Source organism: Methanobrevibacter sp. V74 (assembly GCF_963082495.1).
In the GTDB taxonomy this organism is placed as follows: domain Archaea; phylum Methanobacteriota; class Methanobacteria; order Methanobacteriales; family Methanobacteriaceae; genus Methanocatella.
Genome location: NZ_CAUJAN010000003.1, coordinates 21,062 through 46,861 on the forward strand (window position 1 = coordinate 21,062; position 25,800 = coordinate 46,861).

At 30.9% G+C, this 25,800-nt stretch carries 25 protein-coding genes; 11 read left to right on the plus strand and 14 right to left on the minus strand.

Going from position 1 to position 25,800, the window contains the following annotated elements:
- Positions 1-36: 36 nt before the first annotated feature.
- A complete protein-coding gene (locus Q9969_RS04970; RefSeq protein ID WP_305514513.1) occupies positions 37-663 on the plus strand; it encodes a DUF447 domain-containing protein in 627 nt (208 codons plus the stop codon).
- Here Q9969_RS04970 and ade read toward each other — a convergent pair.
- The 5 genes from ade to Q9969_RS04995 form a co-directional block, all read right to left on the minus strand.
- On the minus strand, positions 660-2,375 hold the full coding sequence (ade, locus tag Q9969_RS04975) for an adenine deaminase (protein ID WP_305555102.1): 1,716 nt from the start codon (positions 2,373-2,375) through the stop codon (positions 660-662). The two genes, Q9969_RS04970 and ade, sit on opposite strands and share 4 nt — an antisense overlap.
- Positions 2,376-3,596, minus strand: coding sequence for a TIGR00300 family protein (locus Q9969_RS04980; RefSeq protein ID WP_305514509.1), 1,221 nt, complete (start codon positions 3,594-3,596; stop codon positions 2,376-2,378). It lies immediately after the preceding gene.
- A 712-nt stretch (positions 3,597-4,308) separates the two neighbouring features.
- Entirely contained in the window at positions 4,309-5,127 is an 819-nt protein-coding gene (locus tag Q9969_RS04985; RefSeq protein ID WP_305514507.1) for a zinc-ribbon domain-containing protein, read from the minus strand.
- Between the two features lie 9 nt (positions 5,128-5,136).
- Positions 5,137-6,066, minus strand: a complete 930-nt coding sequence (locus Q9969_RS04990; RefSeq protein WP_305514505.1) for a zinc-ribbon domain-containing protein — start codon at positions 6,064-6,066, stop codon at positions 5,137-5,139.
- 3 nt (positions 6,067-6,069) lie between these two features.
- Positions 6,070-6,624 carry a hypothetical protein gene (locus Q9969_RS04995; RefSeq protein WP_305514503.1) on the minus strand — a complete coding sequence of 185 codons (555 nt, stop codon included), beginning with the start codon at positions 6,622-6,624 and terminating at the stop codon, positions 6,070-6,072.
- Positions 6,625-6,851: 227 nt separating this feature from the next.
- Here Q9969_RS04995 and Q9969_RS05000 point away from each other — a divergent pair, with 227 nt between their 5' ends.
- Entirely contained in the window at positions 6,852-7,136 is a 285-nt protein-coding gene (locus tag Q9969_RS05000) for a winged helix-turn-helix domain-containing protein (RefSeq protein ID WP_305514501.1), read from the plus strand.
- 447 nt (positions 7,137-7,583) lie between these two features.
- Here the strand turns inward: Q9969_RS05000 and Q9969_RS05005 are convergent, their stop codons facing one another.
- The 3 genes from Q9969_RS05005 to Q9969_RS05015 form a co-directional block, all read right to left on the minus strand.
- The gene (locus tag Q9969_RS05005; protein WP_305514499.1) at positions 7,584-8,921 is read right to left on the minus strand and encodes an NCS2 family permease; all 1,338 of its coding nucleotides are present in this window, start codon (positions 8,919-8,921) and stop codon (positions 7,584-7,586) included.
- Positions 8,922-9,491: 570 nt separating this feature from the next.
- Entirely contained in the window at positions 9,492-10,358 is an 867-nt protein-coding gene (speB, locus tag Q9969_RS05010; RefSeq protein ID WP_305514497.1) for an agmatinase, read from the minus strand.
- A gap of 33 nt (positions 10,359-10,391) precedes the next feature.
- A complete protein-coding gene (locus Q9969_RS05015; RefSeq protein WP_305514495.1) occupies positions 10,392-10,787 on the minus strand; it encodes a translation initiation factor IF-5A in 396 nt (131 codons plus the stop codon).
- Positions 10,788-10,943: 156 nt separating this feature from the next.
- Between Q9969_RS05015 and Q9969_RS05020 the strand changes: the two genes are divergently transcribed.
- From Q9969_RS05020 to Q9969_RS05055, 8 genes are all read left to right on the plus strand, one after another.
- The gene (locus Q9969_RS05020) at positions 10,944-11,402 is read left to right on the plus strand and encodes an arginine decarboxylase, pyruvoyl-dependent (RefSeq protein WP_305514493.1); all 459 of its coding nucleotides are present in this window, start codon (positions 10,944-10,946) and stop codon (positions 11,400-11,402) included.
- A 4-nt stretch (positions 11,403-11,406) separates the two neighbouring features.
- Positions 11,407-13,266: a bifunctional NADP phosphatase/NAD kinase gene (locus Q9969_RS05025; RefSeq protein ID WP_305514491.1), complete on the plus strand. Its 1,860-nt coding sequence runs from the start codon at positions 11,407-11,409 to the stop codon at positions 13,264-13,266.
- The gene (gene cfbE, locus Q9969_RS05030; protein ID WP_305514489.1) at positions 13,259-14,677 is read left to right on the plus strand and encodes a coenzyme F430 synthase; all 1,419 of its coding nucleotides are present in this window, start codon (positions 13,259-13,261) and stop codon (positions 14,675-14,677) included. Before Q9969_RS05025 ends, cfbE begins: the two co-directional genes overlap by 8 nt.
- A gap of 110 nt (positions 14,678-14,787) precedes the next feature.
- Entirely contained in the window at positions 14,788-15,657 is an 870-nt protein-coding gene (hemC, locus tag Q9969_RS05035; protein ID WP_305514487.1) for a hydroxymethylbilane synthase, read from the plus strand.
- Positions 15,658-15,671: 14 nt separating this feature from the next.
- Positions 15,672-16,628: a Gfo/Idh/MocA family oxidoreductase gene (locus tag Q9969_RS05040; protein WP_305514485.1), complete on the plus strand. Its 957-nt coding sequence runs from the start codon at positions 15,672-15,674 to the stop codon at positions 16,626-16,628.
- 9 nt (positions 16,629-16,637) lie between these two features.
- Positions 16,638-17,249: an orotate phosphoribosyltransferase-like protein gene (locus Q9969_RS05045; protein ID WP_305514483.1), complete on the plus strand. Its 612-nt coding sequence runs from the start codon at positions 16,638-16,640 to the stop codon at positions 17,247-17,249.
- Positions 17,250-17,353: 104 nt separating this feature from the next.
- Entirely contained in the window at positions 17,354-17,725 is a 372-nt protein-coding gene (locus Q9969_RS05050; protein WP_305555106.1) for an HIRAN domain-containing protein, read from the plus strand.
- A gap of 4 nt (positions 17,726-17,729) precedes the next feature.
- The gene (locus Q9969_RS05055; protein ID WP_305555109.1) at positions 17,730-18,674 is read left to right on the plus strand and encodes a DUF6569 family protein; all 945 of its coding nucleotides are present in this window, start codon (positions 17,730-17,732) and stop codon (positions 18,672-18,674) included.
- Here the strand turns inward: Q9969_RS05055 and Q9969_RS05060 are convergent.
- The 3 genes from Q9969_RS05060 to Q9969_RS05070 all read right to left on the minus strand — a co-directional run bounded on the left by Q9969_RS05060 (position 18,657) and on the right by Q9969_RS05070 (position 21,294).
- Entirely contained in the window at positions 18,657-20,312 is a 1,656-nt protein-coding gene (locus Q9969_RS05060) for an N-6 DNA methylase (protein ID WP_305555112.1), read from the minus strand. The two genes, Q9969_RS05055 and Q9969_RS05060, sit on opposite strands and share 18 nt — an antisense overlap.
- A complete protein-coding gene (locus Q9969_RS05065) occupies positions 20,296-20,871 on the minus strand; it encodes a restriction endonuclease subunit S (protein ID WP_305555115.1) in 576 nt (191 codons plus the stop codon). The genes Q9969_RS05060 and Q9969_RS05065 overlap by 17 nt, the downstream gene beginning before the upstream one ends.
- A gap of 78 nt (positions 20,872-20,949) precedes the next feature.
- On the minus strand, positions 20,950-21,294 hold the full coding sequence (locus tag Q9969_RS05070; RefSeq protein WP_305555118.1) for a hypothetical protein: 345 nt from the start codon (positions 21,292-21,294) through the stop codon (positions 20,950-20,952).
- A gap of 825 nt (positions 21,295-22,119) precedes the next feature.
- On the opposite strand from Q9969_RS05070, the gene Q9969_RS05075 reads away from it, so the two are divergent.
- Positions 22,120-23,997, plus strand: a complete 1,878-nt coding sequence (locus Q9969_RS05075) for a YhgE/Pip domain-containing protein (RefSeq protein ID WP_305555121.1) — start codon at positions 22,120-22,122, stop codon at positions 23,995-23,997.
- Positions 23,998-24,064: 67 nt separating this feature from the next.
- On the opposite strand, the gene mtrA is transcribed toward Q9969_RS05075, so the two are convergent.
- The 3 genes from mtrA to Q9969_RS05090 all read right to left on the minus strand — a co-directional run bounded on the left by mtrA (position 24,065) and on the right by Q9969_RS05090 (position 25,596).
- Positions 24,065-24,628, minus strand: coding sequence for a tetrahydromethanopterin S-methyltransferase subunit A (mtrA, locus tag Q9969_RS05080; RefSeq protein ID WP_305514465.1), 564 nt, complete (start codon positions 24,626-24,628; stop codon positions 24,065-24,067).
- A 74-nt stretch (positions 24,629-24,702) separates the two neighbouring features.
- Positions 24,703-24,993, minus strand: coding sequence for a hypothetical protein (locus Q9969_RS05085; protein WP_305555124.1), 291 nt, complete (start codon positions 24,991-24,993; stop codon positions 24,703-24,705).
- 84 nt (positions 24,994-25,077) lie between these two features.
- Entirely contained in the window at positions 25,078-25,596 is a 519-nt protein-coding gene (locus Q9969_RS05090; RefSeq protein WP_305555131.1) for a nitroreductase family protein, read from the minus strand.
- Positions 25,597-25,800: the final 204 nt, after the last annotated feature.

Below are 25,800 nucleotides of genomic sequence, written 5' to 3' on the forward strand. Positions count from 1 at the left end.
ACAAGATATAAAAATGTTTTTTATAAAAGGGTTAAAATGGATATTGATTTATTAAAAATAGGAATGGTGAAAGGAAGGCAATACGAAACAATTGTAAGTACTATAAACTCAAAGAGTATAAAAAATGCAGCCCCTATAGGAATAATTTGCTCTGGTAAATCTAAAGTACTTTGCCGTATTTTTAAAGGAAGCAAAACTTTAGATAATATATTATCTCAAAAAGAGTTTATTGTAAATATTACTCATGATCCAGAATTATTTACATTATCTACACTTGGAAATTTGCCTGAGAACTATTTTAACCAGAATTGTTCAATTAAAAATGCTGATGCTTATTTTAAATGTGAAGTTATTAATTTTAGCGAAGCGATAAAACAAAGCGATCCAATTAAAAAGAAAGACGAAGCTATTGTTATTAAAGCTGAAGTTAAAGAATTAGTAATAAATAAAAATACCAAAGCTTTGAATAGAGGATTTAATTATGTGATTGAATCTTTATCTAACCTTACACGCTTTGATATGTTTGATGACAATCAAAAAGAAGAATATTTAAATCGTTTTCGTGAGGCAAATCGTGTTGTTGTTAAAGTGGGGCATAAAGAGGATATCCTTGCTATGAAAGCTATAAAAAAAGAGTTAATGAAAAAAGGTTTGAAACCTTAATTTTTAATAACATCAATAAATTCAAAGTTATCAACATCAAATAGGCCCAAATCAGATATTTTCAAAGACGGAATGACCAATAATGCCATGAATGCCATAGTCATAAATGGAGAGTCTAATTTACAGCCAAGAGCTGAGCACATTTTATGTAAAATATTTAACTTAGAAGCAACTTCATATGCATCTTCATTAGTCATTAAACCGGCAATCGGTAAAGATAATGAATCTTCAAAGTCCTCGCTTACTACAGCTATTCCCCCTTTATTATCTATGATTTTGTTGACTGCACGAGCCATCATTTCAGTATCATATCCAATGACAATGATATTATGGGAATCATGAGCAATTGATGACGCCAATGCTCCTTTTTTAAGACCGAACCCTTTAATAAATGCATTTGCAATATTCTCTAAACCATATCTCTCAACAACAGATATCCTTAAAACATCTTCATAGATATCCGACTGCACTTTGCCTTCTCTACAATATAGTTTAGTAGTAGCTCTTTCTGTAAGCAACACCCCATTGAAGCATTTTATTACATTAACCTCACATTCCTCACCATCATAATATATCTCAAAGTCTTCGGAAGATTTTTTTGAAGTGTTTATAGTATTTTTAGATTCGACTTCAGGAACCTCAAACAGAACATTTTCTCCATCAAATACACATTCGCCACCAATATATGTTTTCAATATATTGAAATCGGTTAAATTATCAATGATGATGAAATCCGCTTTAGCACCAGTTACAATAACCCCTGCATCCAATCCATAATGTGTTGCAGGATTAATTGTGACCATTCCAATAGCTTTTATTATATCAACACCCAAATTAGCTGCTTTTTTAACGGATTTATCCAAATGGCCATGAATTAAATCATTTGGATGTTTGTCATCACTTACAATAAAATCAAAAATCGGAGAGTGGATTCTTCTTTCCAAAACTTCTGTTGGAATTATACCAAAACTATCTTGATTTTTCAAATGAGCCAAGCGTTGTGAAAAATCAAAAAGAGCTTCCATATTTTTAGCAGATGAACCATCACGAACCATAATTTTCATACCTTTTTGCTTTTTCTCAATAGCTTCAGCAAAATTACTGCATTCATGGTCTGTAACTATATACTGTTCCAGATATTTATCCAAATTCTTACCCGAAAGTAATGGAGCATGCCCATCAATAGGTTTTTTATACTTTCTAGCCAATTCCAACTTTTTAATTACCTCTTCCTCCCCACTTAACACTCCCGGAAAATTCATCATTTCCCCAAGTGCAACAATTTCCTCTTTTTTAAGCAAATATTCAATATCCGATGAATCTAAAACACAACCTGCTGTTTCAAATGAAGTAGCAGGCACACAAGAAGGTGCGGAAAAATAAAAATTAAATGGAACTGTGGAAGCATTATCAATCATGAATTCTATCCCTTCAATTCCGGCAACATTAGCTATTTCATGAGGATCACAAACAACAGAAGTAGTACCGTGGCGAACTGCAATTTTAGCAAATTGTGCTGGTGTTAGCATGCTGCTTTCTATATGAATATGGGAATCGATGAACCCCGGAAGCAGCAAACCCTTGACATCAATTTTAGTTTCTTCAGTGACATTAATAGGAACAATTTCTTTAAAAACACCATCTCCCAGCGTTATTCTAGCCGGATAAACTGAATCGGTCAAAACATCAAGGATATATGCAGTAAATATCATTTAATCCTCCTTCAAAGCATTGTAAAGGAGAGGCAAGAATGTTCCAATATCAGTTACAATACCCACTACTTGTGCACTACCCCTATCAGACAATTTAGTAACGGTGGATGGATTAATATCTACACAGATACTTTTAACTCTTGAAGGAAGCAAGTTACCAGTTGCGATAGAATGAAGCATTGTTGCAATCATAATTACCATATCAACTTCCTGAGCATAATGTCTCATTAACTTCTGAGCTTCGGCAGTATCTGTTATAACATCCGGCAAGGGACCATCATCGCGAATAGAACCTGCAAGGACAAATGGAACATCGTTTTTAATACATTCGTACATAATTCCACCAGTTAAAGTACCATCTTCAACTGCATTTTTAATAGAACCGGAATTATTTATTCTGTTAATAGCTCTCATATGGTGAGTGTGGCCATGAGCTACAATTTTACCAGTTTTTACTTCAATACCTAAAGATGTGCCGAATAAATCAGATTCAATATCATGAGTTGCAAGTGCATTGCCCGCCATGATAACATCAATGTATCCTTCTTTTACAAGTGATGCTAAAAATTTACCAGACCCAGTGTGTACAATTGCTGGTCCTCCAACAATACCTATTTTTCCACCTTTAGCTTTGATTTCTTTCATCTCTCTAGCAATACCATGTATAAGATTCATTAAAGGTTTTTCAGAGGACACCTCACTGTTCATGAATTCAAATACTTGTTGTTCTTCACGAGACCTATGGGGCGGAGTAACTTTAACACCATCAAGGCCCACCACAATTTTATCTCCGGATTTGACCTCTGCAATAGGTTTTACAAAAGCACGTTTAGCATCAACATCAACAACAACCAAACAGTCCATTTCGATTTCTTCAACAGGAATCCAATCCCCATCATAGAAAATATGAGTTGTGTGATTAGATGATGAATAAAAACCTTCAGGAGCAACTTTATCTTTAACAGATGCAACAAGATTAACTTCTTTAATTTCATCAATTGATGCACCAAGTACAGATAATTCATCTAAAATAGATTCCAATAATTCGGGAGAATCTGCTGAAACTTCAATCTTTGCATGACTTTCATCTGATTTTTTACGTCCAACATCAATTTCCAATATGTCAAATTCCCCACCTTTATCCATAATTATACCCATTGTCTTAGTTAAAGTCAATGAGTCAATAATATGGCCTGAAAGCTCAATAGTTCTTTTATTCATAACAATATGCTCCATTTTTTAGTTAATATTAAAGTTTTAGTTTTGGTGATATTTAATGGTATTGTTATGATTTTAAAAATCAAATAAATCAGAATGATAACTCACTTCTCCTCTTATCAGACCCACCCGTGCCCGTTTTCAAACAAGTAATCTCAAGCATATCAGTTATTTAAAACATATAATATCCACAATTTACTTCAGCACGAAATATTCATTGTTGTATTTTAAATACATCTCGTTTTCGAGTTTGAATAGTTCAACATATTGAACACCAAAATATTTTGTTTTCCAGTTTTCATTACCTAAACCATCCACAATCACATTTAAATATACTTTACTTTCTATTATTCATATTATACTCATTTTTAACTCAATATATCCATTATAGTTATTTGTCATTTTTCTACTGTTTTTAGACTAAAGTGGTATTTTACTTTCTCATAATCATTTATCCATAAAAGAACATCAGACTTCCTCAAGACCACTCCATCAAATATCATCCAAATAAAGACAATACAGATATAATGATTAGATTATGCTTTAAACTATCATGTAATCCCACCACTGTTGCCAGTGCCACAGTTTCAAGTGATAATATCCTGTATAACAAGGTTAATAGGTTAATAGTTATACTGACATAAAACTCTCAAAAAAAAGAAATGAGCATATGACAAAATTTAAGATAATTGCTTGTCGCACAAAAAGAAAGAGATTAAAGCATGCCTTTGAATTTACTGATGATGTCCCCAATAGTTTCTTTTAAAAACATATTTGATATATAAGCTACAATAACTCCAGAAATCATCAAAATAATTAAATGCTCACCAAAAAAACCTTCATAAAATCTTGCAACAAATGCACCATAAATTAATTCAACTAATTGAATTTCTAAAATACCTAATATCAATCCAACAAATAAACCAAATATTATAGCATTAACTTCATTATCAATAATTCCTGCAAAAAAACCTACAGTCAAAATAACCGCTAGTATAAATGAGAACCATGAAAATCCAATGAATAATCCTAATAAAGATAGAATTATAGATACAACTAAAGCTATTATAGATGGTTTTATAATCTTTTCCAAATTAATTTTATTCTCAAAAGAAGTAGGAACAGATTCATGATTTGTTTTCCCATCAGAACCTATATTAGTTCCACATTCTGGGCAAAACTCAACATCATTTTCTACTTCCTTTCTACAATTTGGACATGTTTTTATTTGAATTATTTTTTTTGAAAAAATTACCTTAGAACCACATGTTGGACAAAACAAAACATTTTCATATAATTCTGATCCACAATTCCTACATTTTAGATTTTTATCTTCATTTTCAAATTTATTACCACAAGAATGATAAAAGTCATTATTAAAAGATAGTTCGGCACCACATTTATCAGAGTTTATGTTAATATTATTATCTGATGAACTTTGATTTTCATCAGAGTTAATAAGATCATTTCCACAATTTGGACAATTTTCCGAATCCTTTGAAACAGTAATTCCACAATTATTGCATTTAACCATTTAAAATCCTCATCCAAACAATAAATCTTGTTTAAATTTATCAAATTCTTCTTGAGTAATTGCACCAGAATTTAATAATTCTTGGAATTCTTTTAATTGTTGAGCTTTAGAAGGTTTTGAAATTTGATTTTGAACAACAACAGTTTGTGGTTTGTCTTTTAAAGATTCATATAAATCCACTAAACTTTGACCAAATTCAAAACTAGGTAGTCTAATTTCATAAGAAGTATTGTCAACTAATTTTATTAATAATCTATCAAACATATCTGCACTGTCGTTATTTGCAATCATGTCTTTAAATCTTGTCGCTTTAAGAGATTGTATTTTATTTTCAATGTCTTTTCTGATATCATGAGGAGATGTCCAAGCTCTTTTAGTGATATCTTCATATCTACTTTCATCACCTAATCGTTTAGTAACTCTTATTGATACAATTTTATCAAAGTAAAAATTATTTATTCCAGCATTGACCTTTTCCCAGTTTCTATTATCAATTTCCATAAAAACGAATTTATTTTCTTTAATTAAGAAAAAACCATCAATCATAGTTTCATTACCAATATAATTATCTGGATTAAAACCTCCAATATACTTATTAATAGTTTTATGTTTGCTAGTAGATTTTTCTAACATGTTAAAACGTTTTACACTAGTTAAGAAATAATCTTCATCTTTAATTCCGAATTCTTCAGCAAGTTTATCATACCTTGCAAGAATCTCATCACGTCTAACATTCCAATCTTGTTGTTTGAAAGAAATAGAAGCTCCATTTTCTAATTTATAACCACATTCACGACAAAATGTTGTGTTTTTATCATTCGTAGTTCCACATTTTGGACAAACATCTGAAGTACCCTCAAATTTTTCTACTTTCTCACCACAATTAAAACAGAAATCTGATCCAACAATTTCTGCTCCACAGTTTTGACAATTAACCATAATTTAACCCCAATTATTTTGTTCAAGAGTTTTCTTAATTTTATTTCCCCAAGCTTTTTCTTCCATATCTTTAACCGTGGAATCCAAATTACTTGAAACATTAGAAATAGAGCTATTTAACGCATTGATTTTATTATCCATAATATCTAATTCTAATTTCATGAATCCTTTTTCAATGTCTTTATATGTTTGAGAATTTTCTTCATTAATCTTCTCTACCTCCTTTCCCTCATTCAACATGTCCATTAATCTTAAAAATACATGTTCTTGATGTTGTTTTTCATATTCTTTTATATCTGCAACACTGTAAATTTTGTTTAACAACATTTTAATGACATTAATGAAATCTTCTCTGTCAGAGTGGTCATTAACATTATTTGGGAGAATATCTGTCTTAAGTAAAAATACAGAATTAATATCGCCATCATCTTTTAAAACTAACGAGTATCCTTTGTGTTCAATATAAACTAAAACAATTGATTTATTGTCATGAATATCAATTTCTACTTTGAAAAATTCTTTTGGAATAGATAGAAAATCTAAATTACGCACTAACATTTTATCACCTATTTAACTCTAAATTTATTAAATCATTTACTTTTTAAGGTCAGAATTATTCGACATTCCATTTATATCCTCATGAGATTTAAATAGATTTTATTGAAAAATTATAACCTTAATATTTTATATTATTAGATTATATTAAACACAGAATATAAACATTGCTATTAGCATGCTAATATCATATAGATATCTATTAAATAGCTAAAATTAAAATTCAAAATATGGATAGAAAAGAGGATATGAGCATTATTTCTTTACTAACACGCTCTAAAAAAAGGTTTAAAGTTCTAAAATCTCTAGAAAAAGAAAATAAAATACCCTCAAAAATTAGCAAAGATATTGATGATAACAGTAATCATGTATCCAAATATTTAAAGACATTGAAAGAAGCGAAATTAGTAAAATGTCTTAATGAAGAAGATAAACGATATAGATTTTATGCCATTACAGATAAAGGTAAATATTACCTTGATAAAATAGAACACGAGTATAAAGACCAAAAGTAGAATATCTTATTTTAATGTTAAAAAATCATGAATTAATTAGCTAGAACCATTGCAACATTATCTCCTAAACCAACACATGCAGTTTCAATAACAAAAACATACAACATTTATAAGAAAAAAAGCAATATTTCAATTTCATAGATAAATAAACATTCATGAGTAAATAACAATAAATGCAATATATAACTCAATTATATCCATATCTATTGAAATATAAATAGAATAATTAATTATTCAAGAAATATTCAATTTCCTCATATGTTTATAACATCTTTAAATGTTTTAATATTATAAGTCGATTTTACAAGTTCATATTCCTATTGAGAGGAAGATCTGAAAATTGCAGAAAAAGAACTAATAATAGCAATTACATGATAAAATAAGCAAGATTTTACAGTAATATATATTAATTTTTTAAAAAAATGGTTTAAACCCACCGAAGTGAGTTTAAAGTCCAAAGAATAAGTATATCAAGAATACAATTGCAAGAACATATATTCCTGCATTCATTTCTTTAAATTTGCCAGTGGCAATTGTTGCAACTGCGTAAGTTACAAAACCCCATGCAATACCAAGGGATATTGAGTATGATAAAAGCATCATAATGATTGTCATAAAGACTGAAGCCGCAACAACAACATTATCCCATTCTACCTCTTTTAATTGAGCCATCATTAAGATACCAACAATTACTAAAGCAGCAGTAGTTACTGAAGATGTAAATAAAGATAATACGATTGGTGAGAAGAAAATTGAAAGAATAAATAATATACCTGTTACAATAGCTGCTAAACCTGTTTTAGCACCCATTCCAATACCAGTTGCACTTTCAACATATGCAGTTACTGTACTTGTACCGCAAATAGAACCAACAATTCCACTTATTGCATCACTGAAAAACGCTTTTTCAATTCCGACAGCTTGACCGTCTTCATCGATAAATCCGCATTGCCTGCCTAAGGATATTAAAGTTCCAGTTGTATCAAAGAATGTAACAAATACCAATGAGAATACAATCATGAGTAAGTTTGGAATATTTGAGAAAAGTTGTCCAAATCCTCTTGCAAATCCTCCAAATAATGACAAATCAAAATTGGTAGTAATTACCTGAGCAGGTAATGTTGGCATTAATGGGTTTCCAGCTCCAAATCCTATAACTGACATTATAAGACCAATTACAGCTGTAATTATCATACCAATGAACACAGCAGCCGGCACTTTACGAATATGGAAAATTAATGTTATAAAAATACCAATTAAAGCTAAAAGTGCTGAAGGAGCAAGTAAATTGCCCATTGCAACATAAGTTGACGGATCAGCTACAATAATTCCTGAACCTTTAAGTCCAAGGAATGCCAAGAAGAATCCGATACCTGCACCAATTCCCAATTTTAAGTCAACAGGAATAATATTTAAAATAGCTTCCCTTAAACCGGAAATAGTAATTAATAAGAACACTATACTTGAAACAAATACTGCTGCAAGTGCAGTTTCCCATGTATTACCCATTCCCAATATAATCGTATATGTAAACAGTGCGTTAAGTCCCATTCCAGGAGCAAGCCCAACAGGATATTTTGAGACAAGCCCCATAATTATACATGCAACACCTGATGCAATTGCAGTTGCAAAAAATACTCCAGTTGCAGACATTCCACCATCCGCAAGCATTGTTGGGTTTACACCCAAAATATAAGCCATAGCAAGAAATGTAGTTATTCCTGCCAATATTTCAGTTTTAAAATCTGTATCATTTCCCTTAAAATTAAAATAGTTATCTAACATATAACACCTCTTCAGAAAAATCAATTGTTCCTCTGAGACACTATAATATATTGAAAAAATCAGTATTAAATTTATCTAAATTATTCTTGTGGCATATTGAGAAATAATAAAAGCTCAGAAAGATTATTTCCATTATGGAAAAAATGGCGATGAAATACAAATGGTAAAGAACTAATTATTCTTTATCACCAACATTATCCATATTCAATAGGCCTTTAACCATGAATACATCAATAAAAGCCTGTTTTAAACATTATACACAACTATTTCAATCAGATTTAAAGCCAAACCTTCTTATTCCCAGTCATGATTCTGCTTGTAAATAATAATTTCAAATAAGCCATGTGTAAATATAATGATTTTATAACCATATTAACCTAAAAGAAGACAAAATATTTAGTTAAACCTAAATTAAAGGACATAACAAGGAATTTAACATATTTTCAATAATATAAATTCTTTTTAAGAAATAAGACTTGTTCGTTTGATATAAAATAAATTGAAAATATTGAAACAATGATTAACAAAACCTAAGTTTAAAGTATTATTTAAAATAAGAATTGTTAATAATTATCCGATTAATGTTAAAAAATCGTAAATAATTTTGGCTGCAACAACAGCAGTGTTGTCTCCAAGCTTATCACTAGCCGTTTCAACAACATCCAAACCTACAACATTTTTATGAGCTAACGTTTTAATAATAGTCTCAATTTCAGAAACAAACAATCCCCCAGGAGTAGGATTACCTACATTAGGAGCGATAGCTGGATCAACAACATCCATATCAACTGAAATATAAATAGGCCCTTCAATATTAGTCAAATAATATTCAACAGCATCCATATGTTTGTGAACATCCTTATTTTTAAATGTTTGAATATTATAAGTTGATTTTACAAATTCATCTTCTTCTAAAGAAGAGGACCTAATTCCGATTTGAACCAAATCAACACCGTTTTCATGAGCTCTTCTCATGACAGTTGCATGAGAATACTTTTCACCAATGAATTCAAAAGCAAGGTCTCTGTGAGCATCTAGGTGAATAACAGTCAATTTATCATATTTTTCACTTAGAATTTTAATAGCTCCAATAGAAGCGGAATGTTCGCCGCCAATGATTATTGGCTTAATATTTAAATCTAAAAGTTCGCCAACAGTTTGCTCAATAATCTTGCAAGTTGCTTCACAATTTCCAGGAATAACATTAACATCTCCAAAATCATGGAAAGTAGTTGTTAAATCCTTATTAAAAACAGTATTGTATTTTTCAAAACTAAATGAAGCTTCGCGAACAACAATCGGTCCTAAACGTGCACCGGAATGATAAGAAGTAGTACTGTCAAATGGAACTCCAATTATTCCATATGAATTTTCTTTTAAATTCTCAATTTCCTGAGAAAATGCAAATTTCCATGGTTCATAAGTATTTAAAAGCATAATAAATCTAAAAAGGAAAATGATTAAGAGAACTTATGATCCTCTAGTTCTCATTATTTTCATATTTCCCATAGCGACAATATATTCAACCTCTCTGCCTTCAGTAATTTCATCTTTTAAATCTTCAGGCATTGGTAAGTCAATAGTATCGTAATTTTCTAAGTCCATAATTTGAACATTAGCCCCTTGAATAGAAATAACTTGTCCTAATCTTTTATCAATAATAGGAATATCAACTTTGTTATCTACAGGTTTAACAAGACTTCTTTTTTGATTATCGAAAACACCAACTGCTTCGATTCTTGCTTTTGCAGCTCCGTGTTTACCAGGAGATGAAGTAGTATAACTAATAATTTTACAAGCTTCTCCGCCTAAAACAATATATTTTCCAACTTTTAATGTTTTAATTTCTACAACTTTTGTTGACATTAATTTTCCTCCATTTTATTTAAAAACCGGTTTTTAATCTTATAATAAGGAATATTATTAGATTAATATAAATTATCTTCTCCATTTTATTTAAAGTATTCGTTTATTATAATGATTAAATACATTAAAATACATATTAAAAAATAAGTGATAAACATGAAAATAGCAATTGTTACTGGAAAAGACGAAGGACCTGCAAAATTAAATGCTTTCGATAATGCACTAAGCAAAGCTGGAATTGGAGATGTTAACCTGATTAAAGTATCTAGCATGCTTGCAGGCAATGCTGAGATATGCAAACTTCCAAAACTTAAAGCCGGTGCTATGGTAAACTGTGTTTTATCAGAAGTGACTTCAGACAATCCAGGTGATGTTATAACTGCAGTTGTCGCAGTAGCTATTGGTGAGAAACTGGGTTGTGTAGTTGAAACAACAGGGATTAATAAAAACACTGGTGATTTAATCGATGAATCCGAAAAAATGGTTAAATACATGATGAATAAACGCCACTGTGAAATTAAAGATTTGAAAGTTGAATATTCCACCACAACTGTTGAAAACATTGCATCAGTTGTATCCTCAGTAGTTTATCTAAATGACGAAATTATAGAGTGATAATATGGACAGCGAAACCAAAAAAATCGCCAAAAAATTGGTAAATAAAATAATCAAAGCAGTTGGTCCAGCTGTTAGAGAATATGTTGGAACCGAATTAGGGGGAACAGAAATAAAAATCGGAGCTGATGGAACCCCAACATCATATATCGACCAAATAGCTGAAGAAAAACTCATAAATATTCTAAAGAATGCAGAAGTATTATCATATTTAGTTAGTGAAGAAGTAGGGGAATTGAAACTTGGAAAAGGTACAAAAAGAAGTATTATCCTAACCCAGGAATTGAGAAGAACTGATTTGAGCGAAGATGAAACTCCGAAATTCATATTTTTAATTGATCCGATTGACGGTACAAATAATGCCATTAATGAAATTCCTGCATATGCTATTTCAATCGCTGTGGCAGAAGTTAACCAAGGCAATCTTGCAACAATAAATGATGTGGAGCTTGGTTTCGTATATAATATAGCAAGCGGCAATTATTTTGAAGCTGAAAAAGGTAAAGGATGCTTGTTGAATAATGAAAAAGTTAAACCACGGGATAATGTTAAAATAAACAAAATGACTCTTGGAGGATTTACAAAAACAGGAACTTCAGAAGCATCAACCCTTGTTGACCGTGCTAGACGTATGAGAGTACTTGGAAGTGTTGTTTTGGAACTTTCATATGTTGCAAGCGGAAAATATGATGCGTTTCTTGATTTAAGAGGAAGCAGAATAATTGATATTGCAGCAGGAAAATTAATTCTTGAAGAAGCAGGATGCATAATTACAGACAAATACGGTCAAAAACTCAACAATATCTTAAGCATTTATGAAAAAACAATTGTTGTGGCTGCAAATAACAGAGAAATGCACAAACAAATTATTGATATCTTAAATAATAATCAAGCAGATGTTATTGGTAAAATTGGAATTATTTCAAGAATTGATCAAGATAAACCCATTTTATTTTCAGCAAAAATTATTGACCATATTTTAACAAATGGCTGTGAAGTAGTCATTGAAAAAGAATTAGCTCAAAAATTAACTGAAATTAAACAAAACCCTAATTTAGAAAAGATTATTAAAGAAACCCAAGAAACTTACCCTAAAATTGCTAACATGCTTGATGACATTGATTTTAATATAGATTATGAAAAATTAGCTGAAGAGTTATATAATTTTGAGTGTGACATGGCAACAATTCTCGGCGGGGACGGCACACTATTAAGAGCGCAGTCCAGGCTGAAACCAGAAATTCCGATTTTTGGAATAAATATGGGTACAGTAGGATTTTTAACAGAAATTGAAGTTGAAAATACATTTGATGCATTTAAAGATATCTTAAAAGGAGATTATTATAAAGAAAAAAGAACCCGACTTGTTGTATCACATGAAAATCATAATTTCACAGCAATGAACGAAGTAGTTGTTATGACTGACAAACCTGCGAAAATGCTTAATTTCGAGATTTTAGTTGATGGGGAGATAATTGAAGAAGTTAGAGCAGACGGATTAATCATATCGACCCCCAGCGGTTCAACAGCATATTCCATGTCTGCAGGAGGACCTATTGTAGATCCGAAAGTTGCGGGATTTGTCATAATTCCAATTTGTCCATATAAACTTGGAGTAAGGCCATTTGTAGTATCGGATAATAGTGAAATCACTGTTAAATTGCTTAAAAAAGGTAAAAATGCAGTATTTGTAATGGATGGTCAGATTAATGAGGAAGCAAAATATGAAGAAGAAATTAAATTCAAAAAATCTAGGAAAGATGCATACTTCATTAGAACTTCAAGTAAATACTTCTATGAAAAAGTAAAAGACAAATTAAAAGAAGGTGGAATTGAAACACATAATCGGTGCAATAATGAATAATCTTGTTATTGATTTAACTCATGGAGGAGTTAAAATAGCCATTAGTTTAGCTAAAGAAGGTAAAAATGTCTTTGTATATGACCTATACAATACATTAAACAGTACCGACAGTAAACTGCTTGACGTTTATAATGTTAAATTAATCCGATTAAGTGATTTGGCAGATCTGAAAGGAGATATAACTATAATATATCCAATCCATATGCCATTGAGTTTTGAAGAGGTTGAATCATATAATTCCAACTTAAACTATACTTTCAAAAGCCATCATGAAATCATGAAAGAACTTTTAATTGATTGGGGAGAAGATATAGTCAAAATAGAAGTTACAGGAGTTAAAGGAAAGACCACCTCCGTTTTTATGCTTAAAGAAATATTAATTGATAAAAATCCACTGATATTATCAAGTTTAGGAGCATTGCTATATGAAAACAGAAAAGAGATTATTCTAAAAAAAAATATTTCAATTGCGCCTGCCAATATCAAGGAAACGATTGATTTAGCATATAAAACTGCAAATCCCATTTGTGAGATAGCTGAAGGCATCGTTGAAAGCAAAAACATACGAAAATATGATTGCGCTATTTTTGAATCCTCCCTAGGAGCAAGTGGAATTGGAGATGTTGGACTTCTATTAAACATCACCGAAGACTATCCAATAGCAAAAGGTAAAAGTTCTGCAAGTGAAGCTAAAAAACAAGTATTCAGATGTAAATGCGTATGTATCCAAAAAGAAGCATTGGATAAATATTATTCTAATATAAAACATGGCAAAATCAATAGCTTTTCACTGAATGACCCATCTTCAAATTTATTTATCAAAAATGTGGAATATGATTTAGACCGGACACAACTTGAAATAATATATCATGACATTAAAACTGTTAATAGCAATATTGTTTCAGGCGAACTTCGCCTGAATTGCTTTGCACCCGGACCTCATCATGTCAGCAATACATTAGGAGTAATTTTAACTTGTCTGAGTTTAGAAATTGATTTGGACAAAATAATAAATGGAGTTGAAAATTATAAAGGCATCCCCGGCAGAACCAATAAAAAAACAATGCAAAACTCAATTATCATCGAAGAAATAAATCCCGGACTGAATACTCAAGCTATAAAAGAATCAATAAACATGATTAAGGATCTAGATGATTATTATGTTTCCATCGGAGGAGATTATGGGATTACCTGCGAAGAGATTGATGAAGAAAAATTAACACAATATTTAAATAATGTTAACATAGATCTGATTTTGACCGGAGAATTAGGATTGTCAATTTCTAAAAAAACAACTCAAAACTACTTATATTTCGAAAATTATGAAGATATTTACGATTTAGCTATAAAAAATAATAAAAACCTCCTTTTTATTTATCGTTCAGATTACCGGAAACTTTCACAAAGATAAAATTTTTTAAAAATTGAAACATTTAATAAATATTAATGTAAAAATTAATAATGTAGCAAATATTATAAGTTATAAGCTTATAAATAAATTTTAAATTTTGGAGATAACTAATGATTGTTGGAACCCGTGGAAGCCAATTGGCTTTAGCTCAAACAAAACAAGTTTGCTCAGATTTAAGTAAAATAACTGGCGAAACTATTGATATTGAAATTATTAAGACAAAAGGAGATAAAATTACTACCTCCCAATTGTACAATATGGATTCGAAAGGACTTTTTACTAAGGAATTGGATATTGCTCTTTTAGAAGAAGAAGTTGACTTTACAGTTCATAGTTTTAAAGATTTGCCTACTGAATTGGATGAAGATTTAAAAGTTATAGCTGTTCCAAAACGTGAATCTCCAAATGAAGTATTAATCTCTAAAAAAGACTGGAATAATCTAGGTCCGGGTTCACGCCTTGGAACTAGTAGTCTTAGAAGAGAAGCTTTTTGTAATCATTACGAAAAGGAATTTGAACTTAAACCCATCAGAGGAAATATTGAAACTAGAATTCAAAAAGCCTTAAATAGCGATTTAGATGCAACAATTATGGCTGAAGCTGGCCTTAAAAGATTAAATCTAACAAAATATATTAAAAATGTATTTCCACTAGAGTATATTACGCCACCGGCAGGTCAAGGGGCACTGGCTATTATTACAAGACGTGACTCTGATAAAAACGAGTTAATTTCTAAATTAAATGATTATGTTTCAATGCAGGAAGTACTTGCTGAGAAAAAAGTGCTAGAGGAACTTGGCGTTGGATGCCAATGGCCAATTGGTGCTATAGCACGTGTGAAAAATAATGAGTTCAGTATTTATTCAATTTTATTAACTAAAGAAGGAGAAATCCTTAAAGGACAAACAGAAAAGGGATCTGTTCGCAGTGCGGTTGAACTTGGTGGCCGTATTGGGAAACTTTTCAAGGATTACGTTTAAACGGAGGAATTAGATTGAAAACTATTAATGTAGGAGTTGTCGGTGTAGGCGCAATGGGTGAAAACCATGTTCGTGTTTACCACAAAATGGAAGAAGCAAATTTAGTCGCTGTAAGTGATGTAAGTGAAAGAGCACTTAAAAAAATTGAGAAAAAGTATGGTGCTAAAGGTTTTACTGAATATAGCGAACTATTAGAAAATCCTGAAATTGAAGCAGTAAGTGTATGTGTACCAACCACATTCCACCATGCAGTTGTAATGGAAGCTATTGATCATGGAAAACATGTTTTAGTAGAAAAACCAATTGCATTTACCGTGCAAGAAGCTGAAGAAATGATTTCCGCGGCTAAAGAAGCAGGAGTCATGCTTGCAACAGGACATGTTGAAAGATTTAATCCCGCTGTTCAAAAAGCTAAAGAACTTATTGATGACGGAGTTATTGGAGACGTGGTATCTGCTTTTGCAAAAAGAGTAGGGCCCCTTCCACCAAGAATTAAAGATGTCGGTGTGTCAATAGATTTAGCTATTCATGATTTAGACATAATGAATTACTTATTTGAAGAAGAAGTTGTTCAAGTTTATGGTTCAATGAACTGTAGTTTCGATGACAGTGAATTCGAAGACCATGCAGAAATTATGGTGAATTTTGATAATGAATCTACTGGAATAGTTGAAGTAAATTGGTTAACTCCATATAAACGTAGAGAATTAGAAGTTACCGGTACTGCTGGAATAATCTCAGTCGATTACATCAAACAGAGTATTGAAGTATACGGTAAATTTGCTCAAGATATTCAAATTAAACATGAAGAACCCCTTAAAGGCGAATTAAAATCCTTCGTAAATGCAGTGATGAATGGAATTGAACCAGAAATCACTGGTGAAGATGGACTTAAAGCCCTTAAAATGGTTATTGCTGCTAACAAATCCTCTAATGAACATAAACCGATTAGTTTTGAAGAACTAAAATAAGGTGATAGCGTGAAACAAAAATTAATTCAAAAAGCTAAGGAACTCAGACAACATGGATTTACCACTGGAGAAATAGCTGATGAACTCAATGTGAGTATGGACACCGCAAGATGGTTAACCCTTCAAAAAACAGCTGAAATGAAAGCAGAAGCACCAGTTGACTTTGCTATTAACTGGAAAAGCATAGGTGGAAATTCAACACGTTTAAGTTATGTTTCAGGTGCCCTAAGTGACATGGCATTATCACATGGGGAAGTGGATACCATTGTAGGCATTGCAGTTAGTGGAATTCCATTTGCAACCGTAATGGCTGATTTAATTGAGGACATGACTGGCATAAACACTTCTCTTGCAATATTCCACCCTCAAAAACACAGAAAAGATGCTGATGAAATTGATGATGAAGGTACAATCAGCACTAACTTCGGAACTGTTGAAGGCAAAAAAGTTGTTATTGTTGATGATGTAATTACCAGTGGCAAAACTGCAAAAGAAGTTATCCACACTGTTAAAGATTTAGGTGGAGAACCTACTTGTGTTACAGTGTTAATTGATAAAGCAGGGCTTTCAGAAATTGAAGGTGTGCCTGTTGAATCTTTAATTAAAGTCAGCAGATTATAAAATCTATTTTTTCCTTTTTATTAACTCTTTTTTAATATTTTTTTACAATTTAACGATACCCTTAAATAATAGTAACACACAAGATACACACAAGGAGGTAAAAAATGTATATTACGCTAATGGCATTTGAGAATATGCACGGGGCAAAACCATTAGTTCTAAATGGAATTGTGAAGCTGACAAAAGAACCAGAAAATAGACAAGATACAGAAGCAATAGCTTGTGAAATGAGATATTTTGGAAAAATAGGTTATGTATCCAACAGCACCAACACAGTAATTAAAGGTACAATGAGTGCTGGAAGATTATATGACAAAATTACTGATGAATACTTTGCAAAAATACAATTTATACACCCCAATGATGCAATAGCTAAAGTACTGTCAATTGATGAACTCAGTGAAGAAATTAAAAATCTTGAAAGTGATGTTCATTTCCTCTGTGAAGATTTATCAAAAGTTGAGCTAAAAGAGTGATAACATGACAATTAAATTAGATGAAGTAAATAGAGATATTGATATCCTAACTCCACAAAGCCATAAAAATATTACAATAATACCCCTAAAAACCCAAATTAACAATAAGTTAGACATTTTAACACTTAAAAATGGATTCGAACTAGGATTAGTTCAAGTTAAAGAATGTGAAGTCTCAACAGTAAACACATTAATTGTTGAAAACAATGCAATAACCCCCTTAATCCTAATTGATGGAGAAGAAGTAATCGGAGGAGATCAAAACCGATTAGTTAACAATACAATAGTTATGGAGCCAAAAAGTACTATGAAAATTCCAGTGAGCTGTACTGAAAGAGGTAGATGGGGATACAAAAGTGAATTTAAAAATTCGGACTATATTGCAAATTATAACACAAGAAGGTCAAAAGAAATCGCCTCAAGAAGTAGATCCCAATACCAAGACGTCATTTGGTCATCTATTAATGATTTAGAAGATGAAAATTCATATGTTTCACCAACCAGTGCAATGGAAGAAAGCTATGAACAATTGAAAAGCAATCACGATAAAATTATTAAAGAATTTGAAATTGTTGATGGTCAAAATGGTGTTTTAATCATGATTAATGGTGAAATTAAAGGATTTGAATTATTTTTAAACCCAACAATTTACAATGCATTTCATGAAAAAATATTAAAAAGTTATTTAATTGACGCGAAAATTGAAGATAAAATATTTACAGTGAATATTGATACTGTAAGAGAAATAATAAACAATGTATTTGATTCTACATTTGAAAAAAGAGAAAACATGGGGTTAGAAAAACCATATGATTTTGAAAATCCCGAAGGGCTTGGAAAACTATACCTTTATGAAAATCAAATTATACACTTATCTTACTTTAATAAAGCAGAAGAGATTATAAATGATGATGTTTATGAGGATATCCGCTTAAAAACGGATATTTAATTCATCCATCATTTTTTCAATTTTTAGATTTAACCTGTTAATGTTAGAATCAATATCTTCTTTTTGTGAAATTAACTCATCTAGTGAAATGAATTCCCCTTCAAAAGTATCTACATAGCGAGAAACAGACAAATTAAACTTATTATTTTTAATTTCATTTATTGAAATGAAATTTGAAAATTTAGATACTGTTAATTTGTCTGAAAATACTTTTTTCATTTTATCTATTGTTTTATTATCTAAAATGAGATTTTTCCTAAATAAACCTGGGAAAACTCGTTTAGCTCTTTGTGTTTCATAATCTGAAGACATGTCAATAAATAAGATATTCCGATAAACCTTATCTTTTCTAAATACAATAACAACTTCAGGCCCTGATTTATCAATTTCACTAGGAATGCGAATAATTGTGTCTATGTAATTCTTCTCAAGAGTCAAATACTTCCTAAGAATTTCAAGTGAATCTTTAAATAAGAAATTTTCAGAAATACTAATGACCATGATTCCATCATCTTTTAGTGAATCAGCAAGATTAATTAAAAATAAAAATTCACTATCCGCTAATGATTTATACTCTCCGGAAAAATCAACATTTGAATCGTTTAAGTCAATTTTATCAACAAGATTTTCAAGAGCTTTATTTAACTCATAATCTTGTTTAAAAGAATTCTCATCAATATTTAATTTATCAACTAACAATGTTTCAATTTCACAACGTTTACTCCTTTTAACAATTTCCATATTCTGTTGAAAATTTGAGGAATGATAATTTTTAATAGCTATAGGAATTCTTGATAAAATAACATCAAATGAAGCTCCATTTATATCTATAGAATTAATTGCATTTTCATGCTTTAAAAAGACATTATTTGATGGAAAATTATTTATAAAAAATTTAGCAAATACATATAAGAAATTTGATTTATTTTCATCTTTACCATAACAATACTGGATGTTACTCTCATTTAAGGACATGATAGAATCTCCATTTTTAATAAAAGGATCATACACACTGCCCATCCTTTTTTTATCACTTAAAACAAGTTCAGACAGAACTTGGGTGATATAATCAGGATTTGATTCCACATGCATCAATCTTGAGGAAGAGATTACATTAAATACCTCCTTAAATTCAAAATCTTGCTCAAAAACATTTAATTTTGAAATTAAATATATCACCTCACAGATATTTTCACTTCCCTCATTGCTAAATTCATATATATCAATTTCATCAATTGTTTTGAATAAATGGTTGAAATATTCCATATTATGATATTCCGAACTGAATACTGCATATTTTGGAAATGCATTTAAAAAATATTGTAAAAAGTCCGGTTTTAAGTAATTATCATTGACTACTTCTTCAATAAAAGCTTCAGGCCTTTTAATAAAAAACCCATTTAATTTTAATGAATCAAGACGAAGCTGTGATTGGAAAACTTTATTCACATAAGCTTCGTCAAGAGTGACTTCGGCATTTTTTAGCTCCATCAACAAATAATCTTTTACAATATCAGAGCAATATTTATACAAAAATGTGTAAAGGACAATGTAGTCAATTTGAGGAGGCAGCTTGAATCTTCTTGAATTTGACATTAATTGTTTTAAAATATTGTAGTTATTAGATTTTAAGTTCATTACCCCCATCCCATAAATCATTCAATATTGCTTCTTTGAGGTTCCTGTCATATTCAACTTGGCGCAAATCCTCAAATATTTTATCATTTATTGTATCCAATAATTTTCCATATTTGATTTGTGTTTCTAAATCAGGAACATGAAGTTGAAGTTGCTTTATTTCTTTTAGTGATGTGTGAGGCATTTTACCACTGCCTCCAAGTTCATGAAGTTGTTTTTTAATATGGGCATTAGCAAGTAAATGTGCAATAAATTCTGGATCATAACCTTTTTTAAGTCGTATTATTGCAATTTTATCACTTATAACCAAATTTTCTTGTTTAACGCAGACTATATCATAGGGATATGTCATTTTAATTAGCACATCATTTCTTTGTGTAAAATACCTGCCTTTAATGTGGTGATTTAAAGTTACTTCTTCAAAATCAGACAATACTCCATCTTTTTTTATGGATCTCTGTACAATTATTTTGAATTTATCCCCATTTTCATCTAAATAACGCCTATATGAAAGGCCAGAATTTATTTCAGCTATAGCAGTTAATTTTATTTCTTGCATTTCAATCCCTTGAAGAAAGTTGGAAAAAAATAATGGTGGTTGAATGAGCATTAGTTTTGGTGGTGAGGCAAAACTAATCTATTGATATAAATCAGTAACATCATCAAGCAGCGGTGTTTCGTCAGTAACTTCTGATAAGTTAACTTTTTCTGCAGAAACGCCTCCAATAACCCCTATACTTTGAATGTTATCTTTCAAAACAGCAGTTGATGTTATTCCAAGTCCTTGTGATGACAGTACAAATAAATCAAGGAATATTTCATCTTCCCCAACGATAAATGCCGGTCCAATATCTTCGGAGGCATTTGTCTGTACATTGATTAATATATGTTTAGTATGGTTCTCTTCTTCAATACCAATTTCTTTTCTTATATTTTCATCCAAATTTTTTACTTTTTCACTCCAGTTAATTTTAGCATTCATATTATTACCTCGGTTATTTTTTTGTCACCTTAAAATACAATGGTGTGGTTTTTTAAAATTAATGCATTTTTTAAAAAGTTATGCATTTTTGTAATAATACATTAATTTTAATGATATATAAATTTAACTATTAATATCATATCTTTCAAAAAAATGCAGTTTTAAAACTGTAATATACTATGTATTTCGTGAAATATATAAAGTTTTTGTATTTTTTAAAAAAATGCAAAAAAGTGTAAAGACAGAAGCCCACAAAAACATAATAATTAAATGTAATTAAATACTTACTTACATATGGAAGTTGTAAATGGAAGTATTGAAAATCATCAATACCCCATTTCATGTTTTGAAAAAATGGAATATCTGAAGCTACTACAGTAATTAATTTGAAGTTAATCTTTTTAGAATGGAAAATCCAATAAATACCTAAAGAGCATTGGTGTATTTTAATCAATAAACTCAAAGGAATATCTGAATTTGGCTTCTATAAGTCTTGAAGAATATTTAATGGATTGCTTTTACAAGGTGGTTTTCTTAACCGATGATGAATTAAATGTCATTAAAATAGGAATAGCAACTTTTCTGTCGAAATAATGTATTTTTAAAAATTAATGAAATTATAATGTAAAAAATTAAGTGAATTTTTTACTTTAAAAATCAAACAACGAAAAATGCACAAAGTTAGGCATTATATTTTAGCATGATCAGTATTCTTTTTTTAAACCAATGATTCTTTGGAGAGTTTATAAAAACTCCAAAGCGAGATATATATTATATATATTTAAGACTTCCTAGATATCGTCTTAAACGGGACACGTGAATAAAATGAGTGGAAGAGAGATCAACAATATTGTTGAAATTATGAAAAGAGATTTAAAAGCATCATTTTCTAATCCAATTGTAATAATTGTATTAGTTGCTATAATAATCTTACCTTCACTATACGCTCTTTTAAATATCCAAGCATGTTGGGATCCTTATGAAAATACCGATTCCATCGAATTTGCAATAGCAAATCTTGATAAAGGAGCTACATACGAAAATCAACAGTTAAATGTTGGAAATGAAATTGTAAAAGACCTGAAAAATGACAGCAACTATAAATGGGTTTTTGTCACAGAAGATGAACTGCGAGAAGGAGTTAATAATGGTGACTATTATGCTGGGATGATAATTCCCAAGGATTTAAGTAAAGATGTCATTTCAATAACAACCGACAATCCAAAATCCGCAAAAATAAATTACCTTGTTAATATTAAAGCCAACCCTGTTGCAAATAAACTCACTGATGCTGCAGCAAATGCCGTTTATACCCGTATAAATGCTAAAATCGTTGAATTTATTGACATAGCCGCATATGGAAAATTAGGTGAATTACAAGACGGTTTATCTTCAGGAGCAGGACAACTTTCAAGCGGGGCTACTCAACTTTCAAATGGAGCGAATAAAATCGCCTCTGGAGCAGACCACGTATCATCTGGAGCAAATTCCGTGAGTTCCGGTGCCAGTAAAGTAAAATCAGGTGCTTCAGATGTGAATCATGGTGCCAACAAAATAAAGTCAGGGTCAAAATCTGTTGAAAACGGAGCAAGCAAAGTATCCTCATCAGCAGATAAAATTAAATCTGGTTCCAAGCAAGTTCAAAAAGGTGCAAGTGATTTAGAATCATCAGTTGATCCATCAACATTACCTGGACCTGTAAAAGGAGTAGTTGAGGGTTCAGTTAATCTTGCAAATTCGAGTTCGAAACTAGCGGGAGGATCCAGTGACCTGGCAGAGGGTTCTGTTCAATTAGCCAGCAGTTCTTCAAAACTTGCAAATGGTGCAAGTGATGTTGCAGGAGGAGCCAGCAATGTAGCTGACGGTGCAAACAAGTTAGCAGATGGTTCTACTGAATTAGCAAACGGCGCGCTAAGTCTTGCAGCAGGTTCCCAATTATTATCAAATTCAGCGACACAAGCATTATTTTCAGCAGCTAGTGCATTATATGGTGCATCAAATTCACTTTCAGGAATAACCGGAGTTAACGAATCACAAATCGGAGATTATATTTATTCCCCGATTAAATTAGAACGTAACGAAGTATATCCCGTTGAAAATTATGGATCTAATGTTGCACCATTTTACATTGTTTTATCAATGTGGGTTGGAGCGGTAATTACCTGCGTAATGCTTAGAATAGAAAGTAGTACTGAAACCAAATATTCACCTATTGAAATGTACTTTGGAAAACTATTATTATTTATAATAATGAGTTTGCTTCAAGCAGCTGTTACAATTTCAGGATTATTTTTATTAGGAGTTGAAATTGAAAATCCCTTACTGTTTACATTTTCAGCAGCACTGATATCGGTGACCTTTATGGTGTTAATGTATTCTTTAATATCTGCCCTGGGACAAGTTGGAAAAGGAATTGGAGTGGTTCTTTTAGTACTTCAAATTTCTGGAACTGGAGGAATCTATCCAATTGAAATTATGGATAATGTTTTCCAAACACTTTATCCATACCTGCCAATGACATATGCTATTGATTTGATTAGAGAAGCCCAATTAGGAGTGGTTTGGTCCAATTATCTTCCAGCATTAGCTATTTCAATTGGAATTGCTGTTGTAACAGTCATTGTTGCAGTCATTATTAAAGAAAAAGCAGATGATGCAGCTCACTACTTTGAAGAGCGTTTAAATGATACAGGTTTATTTTAAGGATTGAACTGGCTAATTCAATCCTATTTTTTAATTTTTTAAAAAAAAAACAGTAAACTGAGACAAGTTATGCCTCAGTTTTTTTCTTAGAATCTTTTTTGTTGACAATTACTAATTTTTCTTCTTCTTCGTCAACTTCCATTACAATAGGTTCTGCTTCTAGTGCTCCAGGATCTTTTTCAACACATTCATTGATTTTTGATTGAATTGCCCCAATATCTTCAGTGTCAATTAAATCAACAATTTCTAATTGTTGCTGGAATCTTTCAACACCTTCAAGAGGAACATTTTCAACAAATGGAATTGCCCCAGTAGCGCCAATGATTTTCTTTTTATCTGCATCCGCACCGTTTTCGTATAACGCTTTAAAACTTTGACCAGTAATATGACCTTGTACTTCGGCACCAGCCAAAATTAAAAATCTAATGTTCGGATTGGATATAATATTTGCAACTACTTTCTCAATACCTAAGTTTTCTGTTTTACATGGTCCTGCAATAGCTGCTCCTGTCAGATCAGCTTCAATATGGGAAGCAAGAGTAGTTACCGCAACAGGACTTTCTGGGTCACCTACAATATAATCACCACTAATAACCGGCCAACCATCTGCAGGTGCTTTTTTATCAGCCATGATAGATTCCTCCATTTATTTTAATTGAATTTAAAATTCATGAACATTAAATATGTCTCAATAATCCTTAACTATTAATAATATAATTCAGAAGGTTTTCCAATATATTCAAAATCATCTTTATTATCTAAATATTTAACACCAATTACTTTGCCGTCTGGGAATTTTGTAACCACACTCATTCCGTCATTAACATCGATAACAATCAATTTTGTGTTTTTTTCACCAACTGTTTCTATTTCAATAACTTCATCATTTTGAATAAGTTCTGCACCTTCAAAATCATTACTAATATCTGTTGAATACCAATGTTGTGGTAATTTAATTTTAACCTCTAGATAATCCAATAAATCTTTAACATGCATTTTAATACCTTCTAATTACCTATGTATAAGAGTTAATTTAAAACATATATAAATATTTTGTAACTATTTAAGGGTAAAAAGTATTTAAACTAAAAAGTGTATCCTACTCTTATCAATGTCAGCTTCCTTGTGGGGTTTAGGGATATCTTCTGAGTGACCCAATGCAAGAATCCCCACAATCCTGTAATGATTATCAATTTTTAAAATATCCCTTACAATTTCTTCTGAATCAATACCCTCTTTACTTCTTAAGTGTATTTGTACCCAGCAACTTCCTACCCCCAGTTCTGTTGCCATTAAATGCATATAAGTCAGAGCAATTGATGAGTCCTCACACCAAGTATCTGCAATCATCGTATCTGCAATAACAACTATGGCCTTATTAGCCCCTTTGATTAAATCTGCACCATGATTCTTAGATTTTGATAATTTTTCCAAGGTTTCAGCCCTTTCAACTACCATAAAGTTACATGGTTTTCTATTCATACTTGTTGGAGCAAGAAGTGCCGCTTGCAAGATTTTATCCAATTCTTCTTTTGTTATCTGCTCGTCACCAAATTTCCTTGTACTCCTTCTTTTAAGCATTACATCCATAAGTCCCATACTAATATTTTTAGAAAAATAAGTAATTATATATTGTGATGTATAATGAACGGACTCTTTCAAAAACTTGTGTGATAACTAATTTTTTCGATTAATCTATTCATTTAAATTTTTCAAAATAACTGATTAATTAGCTTTAAATTATAAAAATAACTCCAAATATTAAGAAAAAGTTTTTAATAAAAAACTTGCAAATATTTAAAT